The sequence below is a fragment of the Pseudomonas sp. AP42 genome (genome assembly GCF_001728935.1).
Classification (GTDB): domain Bacteria; phylum Pseudomonadota; class Gammaproteobacteria; order Pseudomonadales; family Pseudomonadaceae; genus Aquipseudomonas; species Aquipseudomonas lactis.
On record NZ_LYSO01000004.1, the window covers coordinates 78,382 to 104,515 of the forward strand.

General features: G+C 60.7%; 20 protein-coding genes. 11 read left to right on the top strand and 9 right to left on the bottom strand.

Going from position 1 to position 26,134, the window contains the following annotated elements; translation table 11 throughout:
- The first annotated feature begins 61 nt into the window (after positions 1-61).
- On the top strand, positions 62-1,021 hold the full coding sequence (gene yjiA / locus A7K61_RS02885) for a GTPase (protein ID WP_069556911.1): 960 nt from the start codon (positions 62-64) through the stop codon (positions 1,019-1,021).
- A 126-nt stretch (positions 1,022-1,147) separates the two neighbouring features.
- Here yjiA and glyA read toward each other — a convergent pair whose 3' ends face one another.
- A complete protein-coding gene (glyA, locus tag A7K61_RS02890) occupies positions 1,148-2,401 on the bottom strand; it encodes a serine hydroxymethyltransferase (protein ID WP_003194304.1) in 1,254 nt (417 codons plus the stop codon).
- A 240-nt stretch (positions 2,402-2,641) separates the two neighbouring features.
- A complete protein-coding gene (locus A7K61_RS02895) occupies positions 2,642-6,493 on the bottom strand; it encodes a bifunctional diguanylate cyclase/phosphodiesterase (RefSeq protein WP_044268778.1) in 3,852 nt (1,283 codons plus the stop codon).
- A gap of 285 nt (positions 6,494-6,778) precedes the next feature.
- Here A7K61_RS02895 and ettA point away from each other — a divergent pair, with 285 nt between their 5' ends.
- Positions 6,779-8,443, top strand: coding sequence for an energy-dependent translational throttle protein EttA (gene ettA / locus A7K61_RS02900; protein WP_014720011.1), 1,665 nt, complete (start codon positions 6,779-6,781; stop codon positions 8,441-8,443).
- A 66-nt stretch (positions 8,444-8,509) separates the two neighbouring features.
- Here ettA and A7K61_RS02905 read toward each other — a convergent pair whose 3' ends face one another.
- Positions 8,510-9,439 (bottom strand): LysR family transcriptional regulator, encoded by a 930-nt coding sequence (locus tag A7K61_RS02905; RefSeq protein WP_069556912.1) that lies wholly within the window; start codon positions 9,437-9,439, stop codon positions 8,510-8,512.
- 95 nt (positions 9,440-9,534) lie between these two features.
- Between A7K61_RS02905 and A7K61_RS02910 the strand changes: the two genes are divergently transcribed.
- The 7 genes from A7K61_RS02910 to gdhA all read left to right on the top strand — a co-directional run bounded on the left by A7K61_RS02910 (position 9,535) and on the right by gdhA (position 17,500).
- Positions 9,535-10,728: an MFS transporter gene (locus A7K61_RS02910; protein WP_003194293.1), complete on the top strand. Its 1,194-nt coding sequence runs from the start codon at positions 9,535-9,537 to the stop codon at positions 10,726-10,728.
- A 34-nt stretch (positions 10,729-10,762) separates the two neighbouring features.
- The gene (locus A7K61_RS02915; RefSeq protein WP_032900882.1) at positions 10,763-11,587 is read left to right on the top strand and encodes a hypothetical protein; all 825 of its coding nucleotides are present in this window, start codon (positions 10,763-10,765) and stop codon (positions 11,585-11,587) included.
- Between the two features lie 32 nt (positions 11,588-11,619).
- On the top strand, positions 11,620-12,837 hold the full coding sequence (locus tag A7K61_RS02920; RefSeq protein WP_044268774.1) for an MFS transporter: 1,218 nt from the start codon (positions 11,620-11,622) through the stop codon (positions 12,835-12,837).
- A 39-nt stretch (positions 12,838-12,876) separates the two neighbouring features.
- Positions 12,877-14,106: a pyridoxal phosphate-dependent aminotransferase gene (locus tag A7K61_RS02925; protein WP_057711061.1), complete on the top strand. Its 1,230-nt coding sequence runs from the start codon at positions 12,877-12,879 to the stop codon at positions 14,104-14,106.
- A gap of 24 nt (positions 14,107-14,130) precedes the next feature.
- Complete coding sequence (locus tag A7K61_RS02930) at positions 14,131-14,976, top strand: hypothetical protein (RefSeq protein ID WP_069556913.1); 846 nt, start codon at positions 14,131-14,133, stop codon at positions 14,974-14,976.
- Between the two features lie 47 nt (positions 14,977-15,023).
- Positions 15,024-15,914, top strand: coding sequence for a phosphoenolpyruvate mutase (gene aepX / locus A7K61_RS02935; protein ID WP_003194283.1), 891 nt, complete (start codon positions 15,024-15,026; stop codon positions 15,912-15,914).
- A gap of 248 nt (positions 15,915-16,162) precedes the next feature.
- Positions 16,163-17,500: an NADP-specific glutamate dehydrogenase gene (gdhA, locus tag A7K61_RS02940; RefSeq protein ID WP_032895242.1), complete on the top strand. Its 1,338-nt coding sequence runs from the start codon at positions 16,163-16,165 to the stop codon at positions 17,498-17,500.
- Here the strand turns inward: gdhA and A7K61_RS02945 are convergent.
- From A7K61_RS02945 to A7K61_RS02970, 6 genes are all read right to left on the bottom strand, one after another.
- The gene (locus tag A7K61_RS02945) at positions 17,497-17,994 is read right to left on the bottom strand and encodes a GreA/GreB family elongation factor (RefSeq protein WP_069556914.1); all 498 of its coding nucleotides are present in this window, start codon (positions 17,992-17,994) and stop codon (positions 17,497-17,499) included. The genes gdhA and A7K61_RS02945 overlap by 4 nt on opposite strands.
- 56 nt (positions 17,995-18,050) lie before the next feature.
- Complete coding sequence (locus A7K61_RS02950) at positions 18,051-18,407, bottom strand: hypothetical protein (RefSeq protein WP_047711822.1); 357 nt, start codon at positions 18,405-18,407, stop codon at positions 18,051-18,053.
- 198 nt (positions 18,408-18,605) lie between these two features.
- Complete coding sequence (locus tag A7K61_RS02955) at positions 18,606-19,691, bottom strand: type I restriction endonuclease (protein WP_069556915.1); 1,086 nt, start codon at positions 19,689-19,691, stop codon at positions 18,606-18,608.
- 211 nt (positions 19,692-19,902) lie between these two features.
- Complete coding sequence (locus A7K61_RS02960) at positions 19,903-20,202, bottom strand: chorismate mutase (protein ID WP_044268754.1); 300 nt, start codon at positions 20,200-20,202, stop codon at positions 19,903-19,905.
- 175 nt (positions 20,203-20,377) lie between these two features.
- Positions 20,378-22,231: a DUF4105 domain-containing protein gene (locus A7K61_RS02965; RefSeq protein WP_069556916.1), complete on the bottom strand. Its 1,854-nt coding sequence runs from the start codon at positions 22,229-22,231 to the stop codon at positions 20,378-20,380.
- A gap of 90 nt (positions 22,232-22,321) precedes the next feature.
- Positions 22,322-22,810 (bottom strand): DUF3015 domain-containing protein, encoded by a 489-nt coding sequence (locus A7K61_RS02970; protein WP_003194274.1) that lies wholly within the window; start codon positions 22,808-22,810, stop codon positions 22,322-22,324.
- A 263-nt stretch (positions 22,811-23,073) separates the two neighbouring features.
- Here A7K61_RS02970 and A7K61_RS02975 point away from each other — a divergent pair, with 263 nt between their 5' ends.
- Both A7K61_RS02975 and A7K61_RS02980 read left to right on the top strand, forming a co-directional pair.
- The gene (locus A7K61_RS02975) at positions 23,074-25,512 is read left to right on the top strand and encodes a Lon protease family protein (RefSeq protein ID WP_003194272.1); all 2,439 of its coding nucleotides are present in this window, start codon (positions 23,074-23,076) and stop codon (positions 25,510-25,512) included.
- A 299-nt stretch (positions 25,513-25,811) separates the two neighbouring features.
- Positions 25,812-26,129, top strand: a complete 318-nt coding sequence (locus A7K61_RS02980) for a hypothetical protein (RefSeq protein WP_003194269.1) — start codon at positions 25,812-25,814, stop codon at positions 26,127-26,129.
- The last annotated feature ends 5 nt before the right edge of the window (positions 26,130-26,134 follow it).

Sequence of the window (26,134 nt, forward strand, 5' to 3'; positions counted from 1 at the left end):
CTTCGCGAGCAAGCTCGCTCCTACAGTTGTTTTTGCGCCCTCATATTTCAGGAGAATCTCTTTGTCCTCTCCCATCCCCGTCACCATCCTCAGCGGCTTCCTCGGCGCCGGCAAGACCACCTTGCTGCGCCACCTGCTCAAAGCCGAGCACGGCTTGAAAATCGCCGTGATCGAAAACGAATTCAGTGATGCCGGTATCGACACCCAACTGCTGGGCGACGAGCCGGTGCAAGTGATGACCCTGTCCAACGGCTGCGTGTGCTGCACCATCCACACCGACCTGACCAAAGCCCTGTACCTGCTGCTGGAACGCCTGGACAGCGGCGAGATCGCCTTCGACCGGTTGGTGATCGAATGCACCGGCCTGGCCGACCCGGCGCCGGTGGCCCAGACCTTCTTCATCGACGAAGAACTGCGCGAGCGCTATATCCTCGACGGCATCATCACCCTGGTGGATGCGGCCCACGCCGAGCATCACCTGACCCAGACCATCGCCCAGGCCCAGATCGGCTTTGCCGACCGCCTGTTGGTGAGCAAGCGCGACCTGGTGGACGATGCCGCCTTCGACGCCCTCAGCCAGCGCCTCACCCGCATCAACCGCCGTGCGCCGATTCGGGTGGTGGACCACGGCAAGATTGACCTGGCCGAATTGCTGGATGTGCGCGGTTTCAACCTCAACGCCGGCATGAGCCTGCGCCCGGTCAGTGCAGCGCCGTCGGTCGACCGTATTTCCAGCCTGGTGCTGCGCACCGACCAGCCGCTGGATATCGACCGCCTCAGCGAGTTCATGAACGAACTGCTGGAAGATCATGGCAAGCAACTGCTGCGTTACAAAGGCGTGTTGAATATTGCCGGGGAGGATCGACGCATGGTGTTCCAGGGCGTGTTGAAGCTGTATGGCTTCGACTGGGATACCGAATGGGCCGAGGGCGAGGCGCGGGAGAGTGTGATTGTGTTTATTGCCGATGAGCTGCCCGAAGACAAGATCCGCCAAGGCTTTGCGCGGGTCTACCAGGCATAAAAAAGCCCACTTGTAGGAGCGAGCTTGCTCGCGAAGAACTCACAGGCAGCGCGTGCACCCAAGATGCACGCGTTATCGTTGACGTTTTTCGCGAGCAAGCTCGCTCCTACAGTGGGCTTCTTGGTATTACGCGCCGTATACCGGCAGCTTCTTGCAGATGGCCTTGACCTTCTCACGTACCGCGTCGATCACGGCTTCGTTGTTCAGGTCGGCCAGGATGTCGCAGATCCAGCCGGCCAGTTCCTTGCACTCGGCTTCCTTGAAGCCACGGGTGGTTACAGCCGGAGTGCCGAAGCGCAGGCCGGAGGTGACGAACGGCGAACGTGGGTCGTTTGGCACGGAGTTCTTGTTCACGGTGATGAAGGCTTTGCCCAGGGCAGCGTCAGCATCTTTACCGGAAATGTCCTGCTTGATCAGCGACAGCAGGAACAGGTGGTTTTCGGTACCGCCGGACACCACGTCAAAACCGCGCTCGATGAACACGCTGGCCATGGTCTTGGCGTTCTTGACCACTTGTTGCTGGTAGGTCTTGAACTCAGGCTGCAGTGCTTCCTTGAAGCAGATCGCCTTGGCCGCGATCACGTGCTCCAGCGGGCCGCCTTGGGCGCCCGGGAAAACGGCGGAGTTGAGCTTCTTCTCGATCTCGGCGTTGGCACGCGCCAGGATCAGGCCGCCACGTGGACCGCGCAGGGTCTTGTGGGTCGTGGTGGTGACCACGTCAGCGTAAGGCACTGGGTTGGGGTAAACGCCCGCAGCTACCAGACCGGCCACGTGGGCCATGTCGACGAACAGGTAGGCACCCACCTTGTCGGCGATTTCACGGAAGCGTGGGAAATCCAGGATCTGCGAGTAGGCAGAGAAACCGGCCACGATCATTTTTGGCTTGTGCTCGACCGCCAGACGCTCGACTTCGTCGTAGTCGATCAGGCCGTTGGCATCGATACCGTACTGAACGGCGTTGTACAGCTTGCCGGAGGACGAAACCGTGGCGCCGTGGGTCAGGTGACCGCCGTGGGCCAGGCTCATGCCCAGGATGGTGTCGCCGCCTTGCAGCAGGGCCAGGTACACGGCGCTGTTGGCTTGGGAGCCGGCGTGTGGCTGGACGTTGGCGTAATCGGCGCCGAACAGCTCTTTTGCACGGTCGATGGCCAACTGCTCAACCACGTCGACGTACTCGCAGCCACCGTAGTAGCGCTTGCCTGGGTAGCCTTCGGCGTACTTGTTGGTCAGAACCGAACCTTGAGCCTCCATCACCGCAGGGCTGGTGTAGTTTTCCGAAGCGATCAGCTCAATGTGCTCTTCCTGGCGCACGGCTTCTTGCTCCATGGCGGCGAAGAGATCGGCGTCGTACTTGGCAATAGTCAAATCACGGCTGAACATGGCGGTCCTCAAGGATCGGGGGCAGAAAAGGAGGGCATTCTAACCCAATGGGTTTTAGATGGCATATGAAAGGACATCATGTCGCGGACAAGTGGGGCTCATCTGGGGATGGGCGTTGTGTTGACTGGCCCCTTCGCGAGCAAGCCCGCTCCCACATTCGAGTGCATTTCAACGTTGGAACGCGGTCAAGTGTGGGAGCGGGCTTGCTCGCGAAGGGGTCATCAACTACACCGCAAAATCTCAGTCAAACATGAACAGCGCATCATTACTGAACTGCACCTCAAACCGATTCGCCGGCATTGGCCGCCCGAACAGGTAACCCTGCACCTCATCACAGCCATGCTCACGCAGGAAGTCCAACTGCTCATGGGTTTCCACCCCTTCGGCAATCACCGCCAGGTTCAGGCTGTGGGCCATGGCAATGATCGCCCGGGCAATCTGCGCGTCCTGCTCACCCGAGGGCAGGCCGTCGACGAAGGTGCGGTCGATCTTCAGCACATCGATGGGGAATTGCTTGAGGTAGTTGAGCGACGAATAGCCGGTGCCAAAGTCGTCCACCGCGATGCTCAGGCCCAGGTTCTTCAGGCTGGCGAGGATCTGCAGGGCTTCGTTGACTTCGCGCATCAGGATGCTTTCGGTCAGCTCCAGCTCCAGGCACGCCGGCGGCAGGCCGGTGTCCTTGAGGATGGTGGCGATGCGCGTGCCCAACTGGCCGTCGGAGAACTGCCGTGCCGAAATGTTCACTGAAACTTTAGGCACGCGCACTTTGTTCTGGTGCCAGGCCTTGAGCTGGCGGCAGGCTTCGCTGATCACCCAGTCGCCGACATCCACCACCAGCCCGAGTTCTTCCAATACCGGGATGAAATCCCCAGGCGGCACCAGCCCGCGACGCGGGTGGCGCCAGCGCAGCAGGGCTTCGGCGCCGGTCAGGCGTTTGCCGTCGCCGCTGAATTGCGGCTGGTAATAGAGCACGAATTCGTTCTGGTCCAAGGCGTGGCGCAGGTCGCTTTCCAGCTCCAGGCGCTCCAGGGCGCTGGCGTTCATGTCGGCCTGGTAGAACTGGAAGTTGTTCTTGCCGCGTTCTTTAGCGTGATACATCGCCGTGTCGGCGTTTTTCATCAGTTGGCTCAGCTCGTTGCCGTCTTGCGGGCTCAGGGCGATGCCGATACTGGCGGTCACGAAGAACTCGCGGCCTTCCAGCACAAAGGGTTTGACCAGGCTGGCGAGGATCTGCTCGGCCACATGGATCGCACGGTTCAGCGCCATTTCGCGGCTGACCCGTGGTTGCAAAAGCAGGGTGAATTCGTCGCCGCCCATGCGCGCCACGGTGTCGTCTTCGGCCACACAGCCGAGCAGGCGCGTGGCCATTTCCTTGAGCATACGGTCGCCGGCCGCATGGCCGAGGGAGTCGTTGATCGGCTTGAAGCGGTCAAGGTCGAGGAACATCAGCACCACCCACGACTTCTGCCGTTCGGCGGACTGCAGCGCGGTGTGCAGACGGTCCTGGAACAGCGTGCGGTTGGGCAAGTGGGTCAGGGCGTCGTAGTAGGCCAGGCGGTGGATGCGCTGCTCACTGGCCTTGCGCTCGCTGATATCGCTGAAGAAACACACGTAGCTGGCCAGGTCGCCTTCGTCGTCGAACACCGCGGTAATGCCGACCCAGGCCGGGTAATGCTCGCCATTGAGACGCTTGAGCCACACCTCGCCTTCCCAGGTGCTGTGCTGGTGCAATTGCTTGAGCACATAACGCAGGTGGGCTTCCTGCTGCTCATCGACGGTGAGCATATTGGGCAACTGGTCGAGCACATCGCTCACCGCATAGCCGCTGACCCGGCTGAACGCCTCGTTGGCCTGCACGATGTAACCGGCCGGGTCGGTGATCAGGATCGCCGAGGTGGAATGTTCGAATACCGTGGCCGCCATGCGCAGGTCTTTTTCGGCGCGGCGTTGCTGGCTGATATCGCGGCCCACGCCGAGGATGCCTTCAAACGCGCCATGTTCATCCCACACCAGCACCAGGCGCAGCTCTATCGGCACCTTGCGTCCGTCGGCGCGCAGGCAGTCGAACAGAAACAGTTGGGTCTGCACTTCATCGCGCAAGGTGTTCAAGGCGTCGGGGTTGCCGAGGGCGCGGCTGACCTGCTCCATCAGGCTGTAAATGCCGGTCAACTGCTGCGGGTTGGCAACGATTGACTGCCAGCCGTTCTTGAACACCCAGTCCACGTCATAGCCCAGCACGGTGTTGACCGAGGGGCTGATGTAGTTGAGCGCCAGTTGGCTGTCGGTGGAGCAGATCACGTCGCTGATGCTTTCGGCCAGCATCCGGTAGCGCTGTTCACTGTCGCGCAGCGATTCACTGGCCTCGATCTGGTCGGTGATGTCCTTGGCCACGCCGATGATCCGAGTGACCACCGTAGACGTATCCCGGGCCAGGGCCTGCTCGCGGATGTCGAAGCGGCGCCACTGGTTATTGCGGTGGCGAAAGCGCAGTTGGCAGTGCAGTTGGGTGGTGTAAGCGGCTTGGCGTTGCTGCTGACGCAAGTCGTGGTAATGCTCGGCGTCTTCGGGGTGCAGCAGGATTTCCCAGAAGTACTCGCCCATTTGCTGCAGTTCGGCCTTGTTGTAGCCCAAGGTGTGGCCCAGATGATGGTTGCTGAAAATCATGCGCTGGCTGATCACATCCTGCACATACAGGTGATCGGGCACCGTGCGCACCACATCCGACCAGAAGCTTTCACGCTCCACCAGCGACAGTTCGATCAGCTTGCGGCTGGTGATGTCGCTGATGCTGAGGATCACCGCCTTGACGTCATCTTGCTGCTCCGGCAAACGCATCACCAGCCACAGGTACTGTTCGTTGCCGGCCACGTCGTTGAGCTGGATTTCCAGCTCCAGCTGTTTTTGCCGGGTCAGTACGGCTTCCAGCACCTGATAGCCGATGGACGTAGCATTGCTCGGGCAATCATCGATCAGGCGCTCCCAGGCTTGCTCGCAGGACGCGACGTTCAGCAGGCGCACGGCCATCTGGTTGACCTCGGTGACGCGCAACTCCTTGAGCAGTTGCTTGCGCTGCGTGGGGTTGGCCTGCAACCAGGCGTGCAACTGCTCGCGGCTTTGCACCTGGGTTTTGTCGCAAAACGCCTTGAGCCCCGACAGGTCCAGCACGCACAAGGCCACGCCGGTGCCTTCGAAGATGTCCTGATAGCGCCGCCGGCCTTCATTCACCTGGCGTTGGCGGCGGCGCATGTTGAGCAGCACGATCACCGGGATCAGCGAAAACGCCAGGCCAAGCAGGCACTTGCCGATAAAGGCCGGCAGCAGCTGTTCCAGCACCGCACCGCGGTCAAACATGCCGCGCAGTTGCCAATCGCTTTTGCTCAACGGCGTGACCAGCACGCTGCGGTTCAATTCTTCCGGGGTCAGGGCGCCGGACCACTGCGCCGGCATCCCGCTGTCACGGCTGACCACACGATGGTTCAGGCTGTTCTCGATCGCCCACATCGGGCGCTGGCCCTGAACATCCTGGCGCGTGAGGTTGGCCAGATAATTGGGCGCCAGGCGCAAGGCCCAGTACACCTTGGAGCCACCGCTGGGTTGGTGCAGCAACAGATAGATGACCGTGCCGTCATTGTCGTTGCTCAGGTAGTAGGACTGGGCGTGACTGCGCTTGACCAGGTCTTCGAGCAGGGCACTGTCTCGGCTGCCTTGGGCAGTGTCGCTGATCAGGGCGCCGCTGGGGGCGAGCAGGGCGAAGCTGCGCAAATCCGGCAGGGAGCGCTGCAGAGAGCGCATCAAGGCCTGTTGCTGTTCGGCGGTGCGCGGTGGTTCAAGGATGGGCAGCAGATTCAGGGCGATCTGCGCGCTCAGGGCCATGTTCTGGCTGATCTGCTCAGCCAGGTCGGCGCTGTAGTCGATGGTGTATTGCTGTTGGTTTTTCTGGTTTTGCTGCAATTGGTCAAGCAGTTGCCAGAACAACAAGGCGAGCAACAGCAGGACAAGCGTCGCCAACGCGCCTTTCAAGGTGCCGTGCAGGGGCGCTCCCGGCGCAATATGAGCGGCGCGCAAGGGCGTGGGCGGCGTGACGTTGGACAAACTGTGATCCTGCGGTTTGGCTGGACTGGCGCGCGACGTGCACTATAAGCCGGACGCCCGAAGGGCGGCTAGCATGCCTTGAGTTGTGGCAAAGTGCCAGTCCTGCCTGGCTGGACTGCCCCAGCGCATTCAGGTAGCTTTGCCGGTTACGCGGGGGCGTTCCAGCCCCAGACATTCAGGCTTTTTTTGCTCGCTGGCATTGATGATAGTCAAAGGCCCGCGCGGCGCATGGCCTGGCACGGGCTTCGTCCGCTTAATTCATCAGTCACTGACGCTAGGTTCACCATGGCTCAATACGTCTTCACCATGCATCGGCTGGGAAAAGTTGTTCCGCCGAAGCGGGAAATCCTGAAAAACATTTCGCTGTCCTTCTTCCCTGGCGCCAAGATCGGCGTGCTCGGCCTCAACGGTTCGGGTAAGTCCACCCTGCTGAAAATCATGGCGGGCGTCGACACCGAGTTCGAAGGCGAAGCCCGCCCGATGCCGGACCTGAACATCGGTTACCTGCCGCAAGAGCCGATCCTGGACCCGACCAAGACCGTGCGTGAAGTGGTCGAAGAAGCCGTCAGCGTGATCAAGGACGCCCAGGCCCGCCTCGATGAGGTGTACGCCGCCTACGCCGAGCCGGATGCCGACTTCGACAAGCTGGCCGCCGAACAGGCCAAGCTCGAAGCGATCCTGCAGGCGGGCGATGGCCACAACCTGGAGCGCCAACTGGAAGTCGCCGCCGATGCGCTGCGCCTGCCAGCCTGGGATGCCAAGGTCGAGCACCTGTCCGGTGGTGAGAAGCGCCGTGTGGCCCTGTGCCGCCTGCTGCTGTCGGCCCCTGACATGCTGCTGCTCGACGAACCGACCAACCACCTGGACGCCGATTCTGTCGCCTGGCTGGAGCATTTCCTCCACGATTTCCCGGGCACCGTGGTTGCGATCACGCACGACCGTTACTTCCTGGACAACGTCGCCGGCTGGATCCTGGAGCTCGACCGCGGCGCCGGTATCCCTTACGAGGGCAACTACTCCGGTTGGCTGGAAGCCAAGTCCGACCGTCTGGCCGCCGAATCCAAGCAGCAATCGGCCCACGAAAAAGCCATGAAGGAAGAACTGGAGTGGGTGCGCAAAGGCGCCAAGGCCCGCCAGTCCAAATCCAAGGCCCGTCTGCAACGCTTTGAAGAAATGCAGTCGCAGGAATTCCAGAAGCGCAGCGAGACCAACGAGATCTATATCCCGGCCGGCCCGCGCCTGGGTGACAAGGTCATCGAGTTCAAGAACGTCACCAAAGGCTATGGCGACCGCGTGCTGATCGACAACCTGTCGTTCGCCATGCCAAAAGGCGCGATCGTCGGCGTTATTGGTGGTAACGGTGCGGGTAAATCCACACTGTTCCGCATGCTGATGGGCAAGGAAACCCCGGACTCCGGCAGCATCGAGATCGGCGACACCGTGCAACTGGCCTGTGTGGACCAGAGCCGCGACGACCTGGACGGCAGCAAGACCGTGTTCCAGCAGATCTCCGACGGTTCCGACCAGATCCGCATCGGCAACTATGAAATCCCGTCGCGCACCTACGTCGGCCGTTTCAACTTCAAGGGCGGCGACCAGCAGAAGTTCGTCAAGGACCTGTCCGGTGGTGAGCGTGGTCGCTTGCACCTGGCCCTGACCCTGAAAGAGGGCGGCAACGTCCTGCTGCTCGACGAACCGTCCAACGACCTCGACGTTGAAACCCTGCGTTCCCTGGAAGAAGCCCTGCTGGACTTCCCGGGCGCCGCCATTGTGATCTCTCACGACCGGTGGTTCCTTGACCGCGTCGCGACCCACATCCTGGCGTACGAAGATGACTCCCAGGCGGTGTTCTTCGAAGGCAACTACACCGAGTACGAAGCCGACCGTAAGAAGCGCTTGGGTGAGGCCGCTGCCCAGCCGCACCGTGTGCGTCACAAAAAGCTGGCCTGATGCTGCAATAGCCGCAGCAGCCTGTTGAAAAAATACCCCTCACGCAGGGGTATTTTTTTGCCCGCGTTACGCCGGGAGAGTCGTGGGCGCCAGCGCCGGGCGGCTGCGCAGCAATTCTTCGACCACTCCCATAAAGGCCTCTACCAACAATGAGCGTGATGGTGAGCGCGTGAGTATCAGCAGGTGTACCCAGGCTTCGGGGTCTGCCAAGGGGCGGTAGACCACGCCTTTCCTGGCCAGGGTGCGGGTGCACTGGGGCACCAGCGAGACACCTTGGCCTGCCGCCACCAGGGCGATGATCGAGGTAATCTGGCGCCCCGCTGGGCCCGGGCGTAGCGCCAGGCCGCGGCGTTGATACAGGTGCTCGATGGAGCCGTTGAGGCCCGAACCGTAATCGCTGGGAAACAGAATCAACGGGTACTCACTGAGCTGGGCGAGGGTGACTTCGTCCTGCTCCGCCAGCGGGTTGTCGCTGCAAAGCGCTGCCACCAGCGGTTCTTGCCCCAACGACAAAGCCTCGACGCCGGTTTGCCCGGCCTCCGGCAGCAGGCGGCTCATGCCGACGTCGATGCGCCCGTCCAGCACGTGCGTGTGCAGGCTGCCGGAAGCGCTCTCCACCAAGGTCAGTTGCACATCGGGAAAACGCTGGGCGAAGGCTTGAAGGGTTTGGCTGAAGAGTTCCGACAACGCGATCGAGCTGGCATAGCCTACGACCAGTTGGCCGGTCGAGCCGGCAGCCAGCTTGGCGGCGATGTCTTGTGCAAGCCTGGCGTGCTCCAGCGCCGCGCGGGCATAGGGCAAAAAGTGCTGGCCTTGGGCGGTCAGTGTGACCGTGCGGCTGGTGCGGTCGAACAGGCGAAAGCCAAGCTCGGTTTCCAAGGCCGAGATCTGCCGCGTCAGGGGCGGCTGGGCAAGGTGCAGGCGCTGGGCCGCACGGCCGAAGTGCAGCTCTTCGGCGACCGTCAGGAAGTAACGTAACTTGCGTAGATCAAGCATTCTGTTTCCTGGGTATTGATCGGTCCGAATTCGGTATTGGTGTTCCCTGCGCTGGGTATTCTATAAACATCCTCGACTATAAGACGAGAGGCCACATGAACCCGCGCATGCATCACGCCCGCTTCGCCGTGTTCCTGTGTGGCTGTGCGGCGTTTCTGAATCTTTATGCGACACAGAGCATCCTGCCTGCGTTTGCCGAAAGCTTCCAGGTGAGCGCCCGGCAGGCAGGGTGGAGCATCACGGTGACCACGCTGGCCGTGGCGCTGACCGCGCCGTTTGTCGGGCGTCTGACCGGACGTTTCGAGCAACGCACCGTGATTGCCGTGGCCGCGTTGCTGCTGGCGCTGCCGACGCTGCTGACGGCCTATGTGGACAGTTTTGCCGAGCTGCTGGTGTGGCGTTTTGTCGAAGGGATGTTGATCCCCGTGGTGTTCGCCACCAGCGTGGCCTATATCGGCGATCGCTGGCGTGCGGCCAGCGTTACCGAGATCACCAGTTTGTACGTCGCGGGTACGGTGCTCGGTGGGTTTGCCGGGCGCTTTGTCTCGGGTGTCATGACCCAATATGTGGGCTGGCGGGAAGCCTTCGAACTGTTGGCGGTGATCAGCCTGCTGGTCGGCCTGCTGATTGTGTGGCTGTTGCCGGCCAACCCGGTGGCGCGGCCCGGCGTCGCGGCCGTGGGCATGCACGGGGTGCGCCGGCTTCTGCGCAAACCCTTGCTGGCGGCCTATGGCGTCGGTTTCTGCGTGCTGTTCTCACAAGTCGCAACCTTTACCTATGCCGGGCTGTATCTCAGCCAGGCCCCGTTCAACCTGGGCGCCGCAGCCTTGGGCACTTTGTATGCCGTATTCCTGCTGGCGCTGGTGGTCATTCCTATTGCGGGGCGCTTGAGCAAATCGCGACCACAATCGCAGTTACTGACCGGCGCTGTGGCGCTCGGCATCTGTGGCTCGGCGCTGACATTGTTGCCGTCCCTGTGGCTGATCGTGCTGGGGCTGGCCCTGAGCTCGACCGGCGTATTCCTGGCGCAGGCATCCGCCAATGCGTATATCGCCACCACGGCGGGCCCGGACAAGTCCGGCGCCGTGGGGCTGTACCTGACCGGCTATTACCTGGGCGGCAGCGCCGGCGCCGTGGTCCCGGCCATGCTCTGGAATCAATGGGGCTGGCCGGGCTGCGTGGCGTTGGTCGCAGGTTTTCAGCTGTTGTCGCTGGCGATTGCCCTGCTGGGCTGGAAACCGGTAACGCCCCAGGCCCTGATCGCCGGACAGCGCGGCAAACCAGCCTGATTTTTCATCCAATAAAGGACTATGAGAGGTGAACATGACTAACACCGTGATCAAGCACAGCCAGTTGTTAAAGCTCATCGAACCGGTATTGAACGACATGCCGGCCAGTGCCTTGCGCCACGCGCTGTTCGAAGCCTTCTGGGCGCAGGAGGAGGCGTTGGTGAGTATCGAAGACGCTTTTGCACGGCTCACCTCGCGTCGGCATTCGCCGGCGGTACTGCGCAAGTTCTTCGCCAGTTGGTCCAAGACCAATAATTCGGCAGCCAGTGTGTCCGGCCTGGCCAACCGCATTACCTTGCTGGCGCGCTCCGATGAAGGCTCCGCCGCCGCCGCGCAGTTGTACCGCGCCTGCGGCAGCCTGCAACGCATCACCGATGAAGATCTGGGCGCGTTGGGCAACACCTTGCACGCAGACCTGTTCTACACCATGGCCACCGCGCTGTGCGGCGATGACCAGTGGATCTTGAAGGACAATTGCCTGCCCTCGGCGCAGGCGTTCAAAGACTGGACCGACACCCGCCGCCTGCGTGATCGCGACCTGCTGCAGGGGTTGCTGACCACGTTGATCCACGAGGTGTACACCCACGGCGAAGTGGAATTCATCCACCCGTTGTACTCACAGTGGTTCGTGCGGGACATGGGCGTGCCGCCGGAGAAATCCCGTGCGACAGTGGCCTGGGTCACGGTGCACACCGGCGGTACCGAGAGCAACCATTTCGCCCATGCGGTGGCGGCGGTGAATGAGTTCACCACTGCCATGCAGATTGAAGTGGACCCCGCCACCGCGCGCGACATTTTTGCCCAATACCTGCAGCGTAAAGCCAGTGTGATGAGCGACTGTGCGCAGTTGCTGGGTTAACCCGGCGTTTTGCCTGAGAGCCTCTGACCCAGATGAACACCCTGAAGCAGACCGCAGCGCCATCGTTGTCGCCGCCTGACCCGGTCACCGTGCGTCGCCGCGCTCTGGTGGCCGGCTGCGGCGCGCATGCCGTGCACGACGGGCTGACCGATGTGATTTATGTGCTGTTGCCGATCTGGCAAGCGCAGTTCGGCCTCAGCTACGCCCAGATCGGCCTGTTGCGCGGTGCCTACGCGGGCATGATGGCCGGTTTTCAGTTACTGGCCAGCCGCGCTGCCGCGCGCTGGGGGCGTGAACGCTTGCTGGTAGGTGGCACGGCGTTGGCAGGCCTGGCCTACCTGCTGGCCGGCCAGGCCGGTGGGCTGGGCGTGTTGCTGTTGGCGCTGCTGCTGGGCGGGCTCGGCGCGAGTACGCAGCACCCGCTGGCCTCGTCATTGATCACCGATACGCATGAGGCAGGCGGGGGCGTCAAACAAGCATTGTCGCAGTACAACTTCAGCGGCGATATCGGCAAGACCCTGATCCCGGGGTTGATCGGCCTGTTGCTGGCGGTCATCAGTTGGCGCGCCAGTGTCACCCTGCTGGGTGTCCTCGGGCTGCTGGCGGCAGGCCTGTTGTGGTGGCTGATCCCGGCACGGGCCGAGGCGTCGGCAGCACCGGTGAAAGCTACCCGTACGGGCGGCGGCGCCGGTTCTGCGAGCGGCCTGCGTGCGCTGATCGTGACCGGCACGCTGGACAGCGCCGTGCGCATGGGGTTTCTCACGTTCCTGCCGTTTTTGCTCAAGGCCAAGGGCGCCGGGCCTGCGGGCATCGGCCTGGCGCTGACGATGCTGTTCGTGGGGGGCGCCTTCGGCAAATTGTTGTGCGGTTACCTCGGTGCGCGCATCGGCATGATGAAAACGGTGTGGGCCACGGAGTTCACCACGGCCGTGCTGATCGTCATGGCGGTGTACTTGCCCTACGCCGGCTTGATGGTGATGTTGCCGCTGCTGGGGCTGGCGCTGAACGGCACGTCGTCGGTGCTGTACGGCGCAGTCCCGGACCTGGCAGGGCCGGGCAAGCGCGACCAGGCGTTCGCCGTGTTCTACACCGGCACCATCGGTGGCGGCGCCTTGGCGCCGGTGCTGTTCGGCAGCCTTGGGGATGCCACCGGTGTGCCCATGGCCGTCCTGTTGCTGGCCGCCACCCTGTTGCTGACCTTGCCGCTGTCCTGGCGGGTTCAGCAAGGGTTGGAGGCCCAAGCCCGGTAGGGCGAACGAACGTTCCAACGTGTTCTGGCAGGTATAACAATGAATAACAGTGAGCCCTCTGCCGTGTCATTGCCGTTGTCCCAGCGTGCGCAACGTCTCAGCGCACCCGGCACGTCCAGCATGCGCAGCAAAGCCAATGCCTTGAAAGAAGCCGGCGTCAATGTGGTCAACTTTGCCGCGGGCGAATTGTCCTTCGATGCCTGCCCGGTCATGCAAGCCGCCGCGGCCGAGGCGCTCGCCACTGCCCGCAACCGCTATACGCCGCCCATCGGCCTGCCCCAGCTTCGCCACGCGCTGGCGCAGCAGGTCACTCAGCGCTGCGGGGTGAAGTACGTCGCCGATGAAATAGCGGTGACCGCCGGTGCCAAGCAGGCGCTGTATAACACCGCGATGGTGCTGCTCAATCCGGGGGATGAAGTCATCGTCGCGGTGCCGTACTGGGAAACCTTCCCCACCCAGATCCAGCTGGCCGGCGGCGTCCCCGTCTATGTCGACACGGCTGCGGATGACTATCGCCTCACCTGCGCAGCGGTCCAGAAGGCCTTGACCCCGCGCACCCGGATGATTGTGATCAACACCCCGAACAATCCGACGGGCACGGTTTATCAGCGCGAAGAACTGCTGGGGATTGCCCGGCTCGCCTTCGCACACAGGCTTTGGGTGGTGTTCGACGAGTGTTACCGCAAACTGGTGCGCGCGCCCCACGAGCATCACAACATCGTGTCGCTGTTTGCGCCGCTCAAACATCAGACGGTACTGGTCGATTCGTTTTCCAAGAGCCACGCGGTTACCGGCTGGCGGGTAGGGTATGCGTGCGCGCCGGCCCCAGTTATCGCCGCCATGCACAACCTGCAAGGGCATACGACGTCCAACCCCAGCAGCCTGTCCCAATATGCCGCGCTCGGCAGCCTGATGGCGGACGCGCCGCACTTTACCCGCCAGGTCAATGCCTTCCTCGACCAGCAATTGCTCGCGGCCTGCACTTGCCTTGGGCATGTCGACGGCATTCGGTGCGCCCCGCCGGAAGGGGCGTTTTATCTGTTTATCGACGTGTCCCGCAAGTTGGGTGGCCGCTACCTGGGCACCGTTATTCGTGACGTCGACCACTTGGCCGATCTGTTATTGACCGAGGCCCATATCGCGGTGGTGCCCGGCTCTGGCTGTGGCGACGAAAACAGCATCCGCATCTCCTACGCCGTTGAGCGTGAAGCGCTGATTGAGGGCCTCACACGCTTCGCTCGTTTCATGTCAGAAATCGTTGCGCATTAACCCCACCTTAAAAGGATATGAGCCGTGGAAAATCTGAGCCGCCAATTTATCGGGTACGTGAACCAGGCGCTGGTGGATGTCGAGGACGGACATCTGGCCCAGGCCCTGCTCAGCGGTTTCAACAGTCAGACCGCCGCGCTGGACACGTACTGCGAGACCTATGTCGACATGACCTCCAGTAATTGGAGCGAGTCGTCACTGTGTACGTTCTTCTGTGGCTGGCGTAGCCCGGACGGCGCCGCCCATGCCGTGTCGAGCATCATCGTGCGCATCCTCCAGGAGTCGGCATCGTTGACGGATGACGCCCGGTTGAAAATGCTCGAAGCGGCGGCCCATTGTGGGGAGATCATTGTCGAGGACATCGGGCTGGGTGAAATGCATGGGCATCCGCACCATTCCAAGCTGTATTACCGCATGGCTTCGGCCATCTGCGGCTCCGATGATTGGCGCCTGCAAGACAAATTCCTTAACCCGATCACCAAAGAATTCTCCGGTTGGGTGGGGGAAAAACGCCCGTTGGCGCCGCAACTCATCGAAGCGCTGGAAATGATGGCCATGACGGAGTTGTTCAATACCGGCGAATACAACCTGATGACCCCGCTGTGGAAACAGTGGTTGCGCGATGTGCGGGGCTATAGCGCCGGCGAGGCCAGCCGCGTCGCGAGTTTTCTCAGCGTGCATTGCGGCAGCGTGGAAGCACGCCACTTCAAGCATGCCGCAGAGGCGTTGCGGCTGTATGCCAGCGCCACCGGGCAGGCGGTGGATTACGCGCGTATCGCACGGCTCTCCAGGGAGTACGTGGCCAGGGCCTGTGAGCATCTGCAAAAGATGGCGTCGGTGCTCAAGTGCGAACAGCCCGCCTGGGATTGAGGCTGTCCGATAACCCCGTTGTGCCGCTGATAAGGAGCCTGAACCCTATGATGGATACCGAAGCGCGCCGACGCCCTCTGTCGGCGCTATTGGATAGCAACCGTTGCCTGCGCGTACTCGAAGCCCATAGCCCGATATCGGCGTTGCTCGCGCAGCGCGCCAGGCTGGAAATCAGCCCCGGGCATACGGTGGGGTACGACGCCATCTGGTCGAGTTCGCTGACCGACTCGACCCAGCGCGGGTTACCCGACATCGAAATTCTTTCGCCCAGTAACCGATTGCCGGGGATTCGCGAAATTTTCGATGTGTGTTCGCTGCCGCTGATCTTCGATGCCGATACCGGCGGCAAGGCCGAACATTTCGCGATTCATATCAAGATGCTGGAGCGCGCGGGCGTCTCGGCGGTGGTGATCGAAGACAAGTGCGGCCTGAAGAAGAACTCACTCTTGGGCATCGAGGTCGACCAGGCGCAGGAGTCCATCGAGGCCTTTTGCGCCAAGCTCCAAGCCGGCTGTGCGAGTCGCAACGGCTCAGGGCTGATGATGATTGCCCGGTGTGAAAGCTTGATCCTGGATCGCGGCATGGAAGAGGCGATGGCGCGGTGCCTGGCGTATGTGGAGGCGGGGGCGGACGGCATCATGATCCACAGCCGCAAGCAGGATGGCTTGGAAATCCTGGAGTTCGCCCGGCAGTTTCGCCGGCAGCGGCCCAAGGTGCCGCTGATTTGCGTGCCGACCAGCTATGTTCACCTGAAGTTCGAGGTGCTGGAGCGAGCAGGTTTCAACGCGGTGATTTATGCCAATCACATGTTGCGCAGTGCCTACCTGGCCATGCGCGATACCGCCGTCGGCATACTCGCCAATGGCAGGACGCTGGAGCTGGAGCCACGTTGCCTGGGCATCGACGAGATACTCGACCTGGTGCCGGGTACGCGCTAGTACCCTGCTCCCACATTTGATCGAGTACACCGGTCATGTGGGAGCTGGCTTGCCTGCGATAACGGCCTACCTGTTGGTGCAAAACTCAGAGCGAAATCCCCATTTAAGGGCAAAAAAAGGCAGTTATTTATACTTATTGCACCATTTAATTTCGCAAAGGCGACATTTTGCCCTGTCGCGGTGCGAAACGAATTGATAAAGTCCGGCTCAATCTCTGTTTAACAACAATCAATTTGCCGAGACTTTTCATGACCGAATCCGTCGACTCCTTCCTTGCCCGCCTCAAGAAACGCGACCCGGACCAGCCGGAATTCCACCAGGCTGTAGAAGAAGTCCTGCGCAGCCTGTGGCCCTTTCTTGAAGCCAACCCGCACTATCTGACCTCGGGCATCCTGGAGCGCATCTGCGAGCCGGAGCGCGCGATCACGTTCCGGGTGTCGTGGGTGGATGATCACGGCAAGGTCCAGGTCAATCGCGGTTTCCGTATCCAGATGAACAGCGCCATTGGGCCCTACAAAGGCGGCTTGCGCTTTCACCCTTCGGTCAACCTGGGCGTGCTGAAATTCCTTGCCTTCGAACAGACCTTCAAGAACTCCCTGACCTCGCTGCCCATGGGCGGCGGCAAAGGCGGCTCGGACTTCGACCCCAAGGGCAAAAGCGACGCCGAAGTGATGCGCTTCTGCCAGGCGTTCATGAGCGAGCTGTACCGCCACATCGGTGCGGACGTGGACGTACCGGCCGGCGACATCGGCGTGGGCGCGCGGGAAATCGGCTTTCTGTTCGGCCAGTACAAACGCTTGAGCAATCAATTCACCTCGGTGCTGACCGGCAAGGGCATGACTTACGGCGGCAGCTTGATCCGCCCGGAAGCCACCGGTTTTGGCTGTGTGTATTTCGCCGAGGAAATGCTCAAGCGCCAAGGCCAGCGCGTCGAAGGCAAGCGGGTGGCGGTGTCCGGCTCTGGCAACGTGGCGCAGTACGCGGCGCGCAAGGTCATGGACCTGGGCGGCAAGGTCATTTCCCTGTCGGACTCCGAAGGCACCCTGTACGCCGAAAGCGGTTTGACCGAAGAACAATGGTCGGCGCTGCTGGAGTTGAAGAATGTACAGCGCGGGCGTATCAGTGAACTGGCCACACGTTTCGGCCTGGAGTTCCGCAAAGGCCAGACGCCTTGGGAACTGGCCTGCGATATCGCGCTGCCCTGCGCCACCCAGAACGAACTCGACGCCGACGCTGCGCGCACCTTGCTGCGCAACGGCTGCCTCTGCGTGGCCGAAGGCGCGAACATGCCGACCACCTTGGAGGCTGTGGATATCTTTATCGACGCGGGCATCCTGTTTGCGCCGGGCAAGGCGTCCAATGCCGGTGGTGTGGCGGTGAGCGGCCTGGAAATGTCGCAGAACGCCATGCGCCTGCTGTGGACCGCAGGGGAGGTGGACAGCAAGCTGCACAACATCATGCAGTCGATCCACCATGCCTGCGTGCATTACGGTGAAGAAAACGGCCGCATCAACTACGTCAAGGGCGCCAACATCGCAGGCTTCGTGAAAGTGGCTGACGCGATGCTGGCCCAAGGCATCGTTTAAATCTCGGGTTCGACGCGTAACACTTCGATCAATTGATCGCCGACGGGGCGCTGCCGCAGCACCTCGTCGCCCACCTGGGCGCCCAACAAGGCACGGCCCAGAGGCGAGCCCCAGTTGATCAAGCCCGCGTTGGCATCGGCCTGGTCTTCACCGACCAACTGGATGCGCTGCTGTTCGTCCTGCTCGTTGGCGAACGTGACCCAACTGCCGATCTGTACCTTGTCGGTGGACGTGGCCGGCACGACTACCTGGGCGCTCTGCACCCGCTGGTTGAAGTAGCGTAAATCCCGCTCAAGGTCAGCCTGGCGCTGTTTATCAGCCTGCTCACCTTTGGCGGCTTCGTCGCTGTGCTCCGCGTGTAAATGCGCCACCTTGGCCTGCAACTGCGCCAGCCCTTGCGCAGTCATGCGGTTGGGCTGCTCGCTGACCTGGCGCTCCACCGGCTGATCGGCCTGGGCCGCCGCGTTGTCTTCATTTACAAAAGCTCGGCTCATGGCGTTCTCCTTCCTATGGAAGTTGGGCCACGTTCGCGGGCTGATCGTTCCCACGATCAGCGTGAGCGATAGGCTTTGGCGGCGTCGCGATCTTTTTCCTGCTGCCAATCGTGTTCGCGGTCGTCCCTGCGGTTTTCCTCGTAATCGCGCAGTTCCTGGCTCTCGCGCATGGCCTTGCACTGACGAAACCCATCTTCCCAACCTTCGGCGTATGGCCGGTCTTTCAGATAGCGCGGCACATTCTTGCGAAACGCCCCGGTAATCACCCCAGCGGCCTGGCGCCCGCTGCTGCAACCGTCGTCAAAACCGTCGGCGAAGGCCGGTGGATAACCTTTGGCCAGTAATTCCTGATGGGTTGACTGGCAACCCGACAACCCCACCACCGCGCACAGCATGACCGCATACCGCCACATGGCGTACTCCCTGGCCGTTTTACGGCTGATAAGGAGAGTCTAGAAGGGGATTTGTTGGGGCGGTGTGAAGAAAAGGTGAGAAGGGCGTTTGGTTCACTCGCCGTTCGAAGTCGACGCTGTACCTATGGAGATGGAGCAATCTGTCTCGCCATAGGTACAGGGTGTGGGGTTGCGCTAATACCAGCCTGCTGTCAGGTGTCAGTCGTAATAACCCACTGTCTTTTTCAGTTGATCGGCGTATTCGTAAATCTCATCGATGGACGAAATCGCATGCCGCGTTTCATTTTTTTCCTCGTCGAATATCCCGAGGTATTTCTGGCTGCGATTGAAGTGAAGACGGCAAATCGGCTTACGGTTGTTATCATCTAGCAGCACTCCAAAATAGCTCTGCGCATCCCTTTGTACGATTCGTTTTGCATCGACCACTGAGCGTACAACGGCTCGGACAATGTGATAACCCTCCAGCTCTTCCAGCGTCGTCAGGATTTTATCTTCTGTTTCATCTCGGTCTTGTGCGTCTGCCTTCGCGCTGTTTGTAACGGGTATTGATGCTAGCGAGGGTTGAATAACGCCGCTCATTGCGGACTTCAGACGATCGTTGATTTGATCATTCAGAAACTGGGCTAATGCTTTACGGGTCAGTTCGTAAAATTGCTCGCGAACCTTTTGTGTGATTACGCCCTCGTAGACACGGGAGGCGAAAAACTTCACAAAATCATCTTCTGGTTTGCTGACTTGGGTACCGATGAGCTTTTTCAATTGGCTGACGTATTTTAATTCCCCAGCAGCATTGATGATTGAGTCGACATCGAACGCTGATTTGGTGAGCTTGATCAGTTCAGGTACCGAATATTCATCAATATCCAGTAAGTCCAGTTCCAAAAACGGTTTTTCGTCCATTTTATTGGGGGCGTCCAAGTCGGTAAAGAACCTGTAGACCTGACCGTTGGTGAGGATGGAAATTCTTGCGCTTGTGACGTGAAAGTATCGAAAGAGCTGCGAGGCGTGATTAATACTCAGGGACTCGCCGATCTTTTTGCATTCGATGAGTATTTGCACCTCACCGTCCTTCATGATCGCATAATCGATCTTCTCGCCTTTCTTCGTTCCAACATCACAAACAAATTCAGGCATCACTTCCAGTGGATCGAACACGTCGTAGCCCAGCACCGCGTTGATAAAAGGCATTACGAAGGCATTTTTTGTAGCCTCTTCTGTTTGAATGGCCGGGCCTTGCAATCGAACCTTTGCTGCCAGACTGGTGAGCTTTTCAAAAAAATCCATAGTGAGCCTCTTACCTTTTCAGATCCGTGTTTAGGTTGATGGCAGTTTGATATCCAACCAAGACTAGACGCAAACCTTCATAAAGCTAGGTCATCAGGAATAAGTTTTCACAGGTAAAAGGCTCAAAACATGGCTAAAATTTTCTACTTGTTTTTCAAAGAGTTAATGAGGGGCTTAGAACTTCCATGCAGGCAAAGAAATTTGATTAATTTCAGCCTGCTGTTCCGAGCGCGGCATGCTCAGCCAATTCCTGTTGAATAAATGCAGCAATCATCGCGCGATAGACCTGCTCAGTGACCTCAGGGTTGGCGCCCACTACCTCGGATAATGCCCGCACCTTGGCGATTACTTGTTCAACCCGTTGTGGAGCCTTCACGTCATCGGTGTCTTTTTTGAAGCGTGCGGCTTGGGAAACGAAGTGGCCGCGTTCGGCCAGCAATGTGACGATATGTTGGTCGAGGCGGTCGATGTTTTCGCGCACTTCTTCAAGGGTGGTGCAGGCAACAGTCATGTCGATGGAACTCCTGATTTTGGCGAGGTGCGATGCGGTACGGCTGACTATACACGGGCCAAATGTGGGAGCGGGCTTGCTCGCGAATGCGGTGCGTCAGACAAACAATCAGTGACTGACACTGCGCATTCGCGAGCAAGCCCGCTCCCACATTTTGAACGTTGTAAGGCTTGAGTCAGTAGTGGTACCACTTCAGCTCAAGCATCACTTCATTGACTGGCGTGGACAGGTGGCTGAACTCACGCTGGGCACTCAGGCGCAGGCCCAGGTTGCGCGACAGTTCCCATTGCTGGTTGAGGCTGATGCTGCGCCGCACTTCGCCGTTGGTGAAGAAATCGCCCTTGGCTTCCAGGCTCAGGTTGCCCAACGGGTTTTTCCACAGCACGCCGGTATTGAAACCGGCGGCGGGGGAGATGGCTTCGCTGAAGTCGTTGTTGTGCTCCACGCGCACGGTGCCGAGGGCGAAGCTGAGCATGTCGTCGGAGAGTTGCCAGGTGCCACCGGCGCCGCCGTTGACGTGGGCCACGAGGGTTTCGTCGTCGTGTTTGCCCGGCACGCGTTCCAGGCCGCCGGTGACTTGCCACGACCAAGGCTGCAGCAGCGCATTGCGTGGCGTCAGCGAGCGTATGGTGGCCAGGTCCAGTTGCTGGAGTTGCCAGTGATTGCCCTCGTACTGGCGCAATTTCATTTGCAAAATTTCGATCTGCGCGCCCAGGGGGAAGCCTTCGGCGTTGTCGTTGAGGTCGTGGTAGGCCATGCGCAGGCCGTATTCGCCGAAGGCTTTGTCGCCACGGGTGCCGATGCCGGCTTGCCAGGTGCGCGACTCGTGGCCGTTTTCCGGCAGGCCAGGCGGGGTGATCTTCAGGTCGGGCGCCGGGTTCTGGTTGATCGCGCGCAGCAGTTCGAAGCTGCGCTGGGAGCGTGTCGCATCGCGCTCCAGGCCATTGGCGCGGTAGCGGCCCAGGCGGTAAGCGGCATCCACGATCAGTGCCTGGCGCTCGCGGGGCAGGGCTTTGAATGCCGGTTCCTGCAGTTGCTTTTGGTCGTCGCTGATTTTCAGCACCCACTGTTGCTCATCGCTATCGAGTGGCTTGGCGCGTTTCAGCAGTTCACGTTCACGGGAGGGGCGATAGTCGATCTTTTCGACCAGACCTGCGTCCTTTACCGCCTTGACGGTATCGGTAGGGATCGCGGTGAGCGGGAACTGTTCGGTCAGGCGCAGGCCGGGGCGGGCCACTTGCAGCAGTTCCAGCAGGCGGTAGGAGCAGTTTTCGTCGAAGAAGAAGTAGTCGAACTGGATCTGCTTGAGCTCCCACACGTGCTCGACCATACGCTTGGTCTCGACCTCGGTGAGGTTCAGGCGGTATTCCCACAAATCGCGGTTTTCGAGGCTGCGGTATTCGGAGAGCTTTTCCTGGTAGGGCACCAGGGCGAACAGGCCCGGATAACCGCCCATCAGGCCCTTCCAGGCATACAGGATGCTGTTGTCGGAGCCTTCGATATAGGCGCCGAAGTTGATCGCATAGCTGAGCAGGGCGGTGTTGTTGCTTTGCACGTCAGCCTGGTCGATGCGCAGCAGGGTGTGGCCGAACATCGACGACGGGCTGTTGAGGTAGGCCGCCGGGAAGATCATCACTGCGCTATGGGGCGCGACGTCCTTGAACCACTGGGTGAACTCTTTGCATTCCAGCGCGGGCAGGTCGTTCAGTTGCAACTGCGCCTTGAGCCAGCGGGTACGTGCGGGGTAAACGCATTGGGCGTGCTTTTCACCCAGGCTGGCCGGTGCATACAGCGCATCAACGGTGGCCTTGAGTTCGGCGTCCGGATGGTGTGCGCCATCGGGAGCGAGGAAGAATTTCTTGTCGCTGACATAGCTGCGCCAGCCACTGACTTTGCCGGCTTCGTAGTGCCCCAGCGACAGCCAGAACGGATCATTGGCCAGTTGCTGCAAACGTTGATCATCAAGGTGCGGGGCCGCGTACAGCGGGGCGCAGGCGAAGAGTGCCAACCAGGCAAAGCGTTTGAGCATAGGGGCAACTTAAGTCAAAAAAGTGAGACCCAAAGGGGAGGCGGGTCCAAAAATAGTACCCGCGCCTCGAAAGGCGCGGGCAGGTCGAGCTTAAGCCTGGGTTGCGTATTTCGCCAGACGGGCATCGCTTTTCAGTACAGCAATGGTGTTGTTGTGCACGTCGTCAGCGGTCACGTCAGCCTTGCTGAAGATCTGCTGGAAGTGCTCGTGGGTCACGGCCGCGAAGTGATCGCGATCTTCCGGCGCAACACCCAGTACCACCGCGTAGGTGGTCAGCGCTTCGCCGTTGCCTTTGGCCATGTCTTCGGACAGCTCGTTCATCATGCCATTCATGGCAATCCAGGACTTGCCGCCGTAGGTCAGGGCGCTGTTGGTGCTGCAACCGTTGGTACCCGAGGTCATGCCGAAGGTGGCGTTACCCGAAGTACCGTTGGTGGTGGAGGCGAGGAAGTGGGCCGGAGTACCGCGCTGGCCTTCAAACAACATGTTGCCCCAACCGCAGTTCGGGCCACCTGGTGCTTCTGCCATTGCATTGAGGGAGACGACGGTGAAGAGAGTACCAAGAAGGATCCGTTTCATAGCTTTGTTCTCTTTGTGTGCAAACCAATGGACAAGGGTTCAGGTGCTCAACGCACCCTAGGGGCCAGTTATTAGTCCAACCCGCGCAGTTTGGAGTTTAGGCACGTTCCCAGGGTTCCGTGTTTTTTTATAAACATTCAGTGGCGGGCGATTTTTTTGTAGGACGCGTGCCGTGTCTATGCTTTCCCGAAAGCGCGCCTTGCCAGAGCGCTCAACCGGGAGCCAGAATGCCCCATCTGCCCCGCCTGATGTAAGGAAGCCCGATGCCTGATCCTGTTGCTGCCAGCTTGCGTCTAGCGCCCGAAGCGCTGACTCGCCCTTTCTCCGCTGAACAGTTCAGCTTCTCGACCACCAATGATTTGGAGCCCTTTCGCGGTGTGCTTGGCCAGGAACGTGCGGTTGAAGCCTTGCAGTTCGGCGTGGCCATGCCACGCCCCGGTTACAACGTGTTTGTCATGGGCGAGCCGGGCACCGGCCGCTTTTCGTTCGTCAAACGCTACCTGAAAGCCGAAGGCAAGCGCCTGCAAACCCCGGCGGACTGGGTTTATGTGAATAATTTCGATGAGCCCCGCGAGCCCCGCGCCCTGGAATTGCCAGGTGGCGCCGCTGCGGCGTTTATCGCTGATATCAACGCCCTGGTCGATAACCTGGTCGCCACCTTCCCGGCGGTGTTCGAACACCCCACTTATCAACAGCGTAAAAGCGCCATCGACCGGGCGTTCAACCAGCGCTACGACAAGGCGCTGGACGTGATCGAGCGCCTGGCCCTGGAAAAAGACGTGGCGCTGTACCGCGACAGCTCCAACATCGCCTTCACGCCGATGCTCGACGGCAAGGCGCTGGACGAAGCAGAGTTTTCGCAACTGCCGGAAGCCGATCGCGAGCGCTTCCACACCGATATCTCCGAGCTGGAAGAACGCCTCAACGAGGAGCTGGCCAGCCTGCCGCAGTGGAAGCGCGAGTCCAACAACCAACTGCGCCAGTTCAACGAAGAAACCATCACTCTGGCCCTGCAGCCTTTGCTGGCGCCGTTGTCAGAAAAATACGCAGAAAACGCCGGGGTCTGTGGCTACCTGCAAGCCATGCAGGTGTACCTGCTCAAAACCGTGGTGGAGCAATTGGTGGACGACGCCAAGACCGACGCCCAGGCGCGCAAGCTGCTTGAAGAACAGTACTGCCCGAGCCTGGTGGTGGGCCACTCGGTCAACGGTGGCGCGCCGGTGGTGTTTGAACCGCACCCGACCTACGACAACCTGTTCGGCCGTATCGAATACAGCACCGACCAGGGCGCGCTCTACACCACCTATCGCCAGCTGCGTCCCGGCGCCTTGCACCGCGCCAATGGCGGCTTCCTGATCCTGGAAGCCGAAAAAATGCTCAGCGAGCCCTTTGTGTGGGATGCGCTCAAGCGCTCCCTGCAATCGCGCAAGCTGAAGATGGAGTCGCCCCTGGGCGAACTCGGCCGCCTGGCCACCGTCACCCTCAACCCGCAGATGATTCCCTTGCAGGTCAAGGTGATCATCATCGGTTCGCGCCAGTTGTATTACGCCTTGCAGGACGCCGACCCGGACTTCCAGGAGATGTTCCGTGTACTGGTGGACTTCGACGAAGACATCCCCATGGTCGACGAGAGCCTGGAGCAGTTCGCCCAGTTGCTCAAAACCCGCACGTCGGAAGAGGGCATGGCGCCGCTCACCTCGGACGCGGTGGCGCGCCTGGCGACCTACAGCGCACGCCTGGCCGAACATCAGGGCCGCTTGTCGGCGCGTATTGGTGATTTGTTCCAGCTGGTCAGCGAGGCGGACTTCATTCGCCACCTGGCGGGCGACGAGATGACCGATGCCGGGCATATCGAGCGCGCCCTCAAGGCCAAGGCCACACGCACCGGCCGCGTGTCGGCGCGGATTCTCGACGACATGCTCGCCGGCGTCATCCTGATCGACACCGCCGGTGCGGCCGTGGGCAAGTGCAACGGCCTGACGGTGCTGGAAGTGGGCGACTCGGCATTCGGCGTGCCGGCGCGGATTTCCGCCACGGTGTACCCGGGCGGCAGCGGCATTGTCGACATCGAGCGCGAAGTTAACCTCGGCCAGCCGATCCACTCCAAGGGCGTGATGATCCTCACCGGTTACCTGGGCAGCCGCTATGCCCAGGAATTTCCGTTGGCGATTTCCGCGAGTATCGCCCTGGAGCAGTCCTACGGGTATGTGGACGGCGACAGCGCTTCTCTGGGCGAGGCATGCACCTTGATCTCGGCCTTGTCGAAGACGCCGCTCAAGCAATGCTTTGCGATTACCGGCTCGATCAACCAGTTTGGTGAAGTGCAGGCGGTGGGCGGGGTCAACGAGAAGATCGAAGGCTTCTTCCGCCTCTGCGAAGCCCGCGGGTTGACCGGTGAGCAGGGGGCGATCATCCCTCAGGCCAACGTCGCCACGCTGATGCTCGACGAGAAGGTGTTGCAGGCTGTGCGTGCGGGGCAATTCCATATCTATGCGGTGCGCCAGGCCGACGAGGCGCTGAGCCTGCTGGTGGGCGAAGATGCCGGCGAGCCGGACGCCGAGGGGCAGTTCCCGGAAGGCACCGTGAATGCGCGGGTGGTGGAGCGCTTGCGGGCGATTGCCGAGATGATCAGTGAGGAGGATTTGAAGGAGGCGGAAAAAGAGCTGGCGCAGCAGGCGTTGGCAGAAGCCAAGCCGACCTGATAGCCAAGGCGAAACGGGATCAAAACTGTGGGAGCAGGCTTGCTCGCGAATGCGGAGTGTCAATCACTGCATCTGTGACTGAACCAGCGCATTCGCGAGCAAGCCCGCTCCCACATTGACCTATTAAACCTGCCACAAAATTGACTCTCGCCTGGGACCAACGCCCGTTGGTCTCTACAACCTTGGTTTGTCGCGTTTTTATTCTATTCTCAGAGTCAGGGATATCCACAGGAGTCGCAGGATAGAAACAGCCTCGCCGTGCGCTGGGGCTGAACACCGATCTACCGAGGGTCGCCGCCATGTCGCGCAACCTTTGCCTTACCCGCCAGTGCCTGGGCCTGGTCACCCGTATCGAATGCTCCATTCGCCCTCTTGCCGGGGATAACGGGATGTGGACGCTGCTATTTGCCGCCGGCATGTCGGGCGAACAGCCATCCACCGTCAAATCCCAGGGCCCGTTCCATGGGCCTTTCGTGGCAGAACGCATGCTGGGCACCATCGTCGATAGCCTGACCTTGCACGGCTACGAGCAAATGGACGAGCCGCAGATCTGGTGCCTGCACCTGCAAGCCCATTTGCGCCAACTCAACGGCGGTCAGGAGCGGCTGGCCCTGTAGCGCCG

Bases quoted from the DNA above. Each gene is read 5' to 3' on its own strand.
- A7K61_RS02910 (WP_003194293.1), top strand. From the start codon at position 9,535: ATGAACCCGCGCATGCATCACGCCCGCTTCGCCGTGTTCCTGTGTGGC.
- ettA (WP_014720011.1), top strand. From the start codon at position 6,779: ATGGCTCAATACGTCTTCACCATGCATCGGCTGGGAAAAGTTGTTCCG.
- A7K61_RS02970 (WP_003194274.1), bottom strand. From the start codon at position 22,810: ATGAAACGGATCCTTCTTGGTACTCTCTTCACCGTCGTCTCCCTCAAT.
- A7K61_RS02925 (WP_057711061.1), top strand. From the start codon at position 12,877: ATGAATAACAGTGAGCCCTCTGCCGTGTCATTGCCGTTGTCCCAGCGT.
- A7K61_RS02915 (WP_032900882.1), top strand. From the start codon at position 10,763: ATGACTAACACCGTGATCAAGCACAGCCAGTTGTTAAAGCTCATCGAA.
- A7K61_RS02965 (WP_069556916.1), bottom strand. From the start codon at position 22,231: ATGCTCAAACGCTTTGCCTGGTTGGCACTCTTCGCCTGCGCCCCGCTG.
- A7K61_RS02960 (WP_044268754.1), bottom strand. From the start codon at position 20,202: ATGACTGTTGCCTGCACCACCCTTGAAGAAGTGCGCGAAAACATCGAC.
- A7K61_RS02950 (WP_047711822.1), bottom strand. From the start codon at position 18,407: ATGTGGCGGTATGCGGTCATGCTGTGCGCGGTGGTGGGGTTGTCGGGT.
- A7K61_RS02920 (WP_044268774.1), top strand. From the start codon at position 11,620: ATGAACACCCTGAAGCAGACCGCAGCGCCATCGTTGTCGCCGCCTGAC.
- A7K61_RS02975 (WP_003194272.1), top strand. From the start codon at position 23,074: ATGCCTGATCCTGTTGCTGCCAGCTTGCGTCTAGCGCCCGAAGCGCTG.
- glyA (WP_003194304.1), bottom strand. From the start codon at position 2,401: ATGTTCAGCCGTGATTTGACTATTGCCAAGTACGACGCCGATCTCTTC.
- A7K61_RS02945 (WP_069556914.1), bottom strand. From the start codon at position 17,994: ATGAGCCGAGCTTTTGTAAATGAAGACAACGCGGCGGCCCAGGCCGAT.
- aepX (WP_003194283.1), top strand. From the start codon at position 15,024: ATGATGGATACCGAAGCGCGCCGACGCCCTCTGTCGGCGCTATTGGAT.
- gdhA (WP_032895242.1), top strand. From the start codon at position 16,163: ATGACCGAATCCGTCGACTCCTTCCTTGCCCGCCTCAAGAAACGCGAC.
- A7K61_RS02980 (WP_003194269.1), top strand. From the start codon at position 25,812: ATGTCGCGCAACCTTTGCCTTACCCGCCAGTGCCTGGGCCTGGTCACC.
- A7K61_RS02905 (WP_069556912.1), bottom strand. From the start codon at position 9,439: ATGCTTGATCTACGCAAGTTACGTTACTTCCTGACGGTCGCCGAAGAG.
- A7K61_RS02955 (WP_069556915.1), bottom strand. From the start codon at position 19,691: ATGGATTTTTTTGAAAAGCTCACCAGTCTGGCAGCAAAGGTTCGATTG.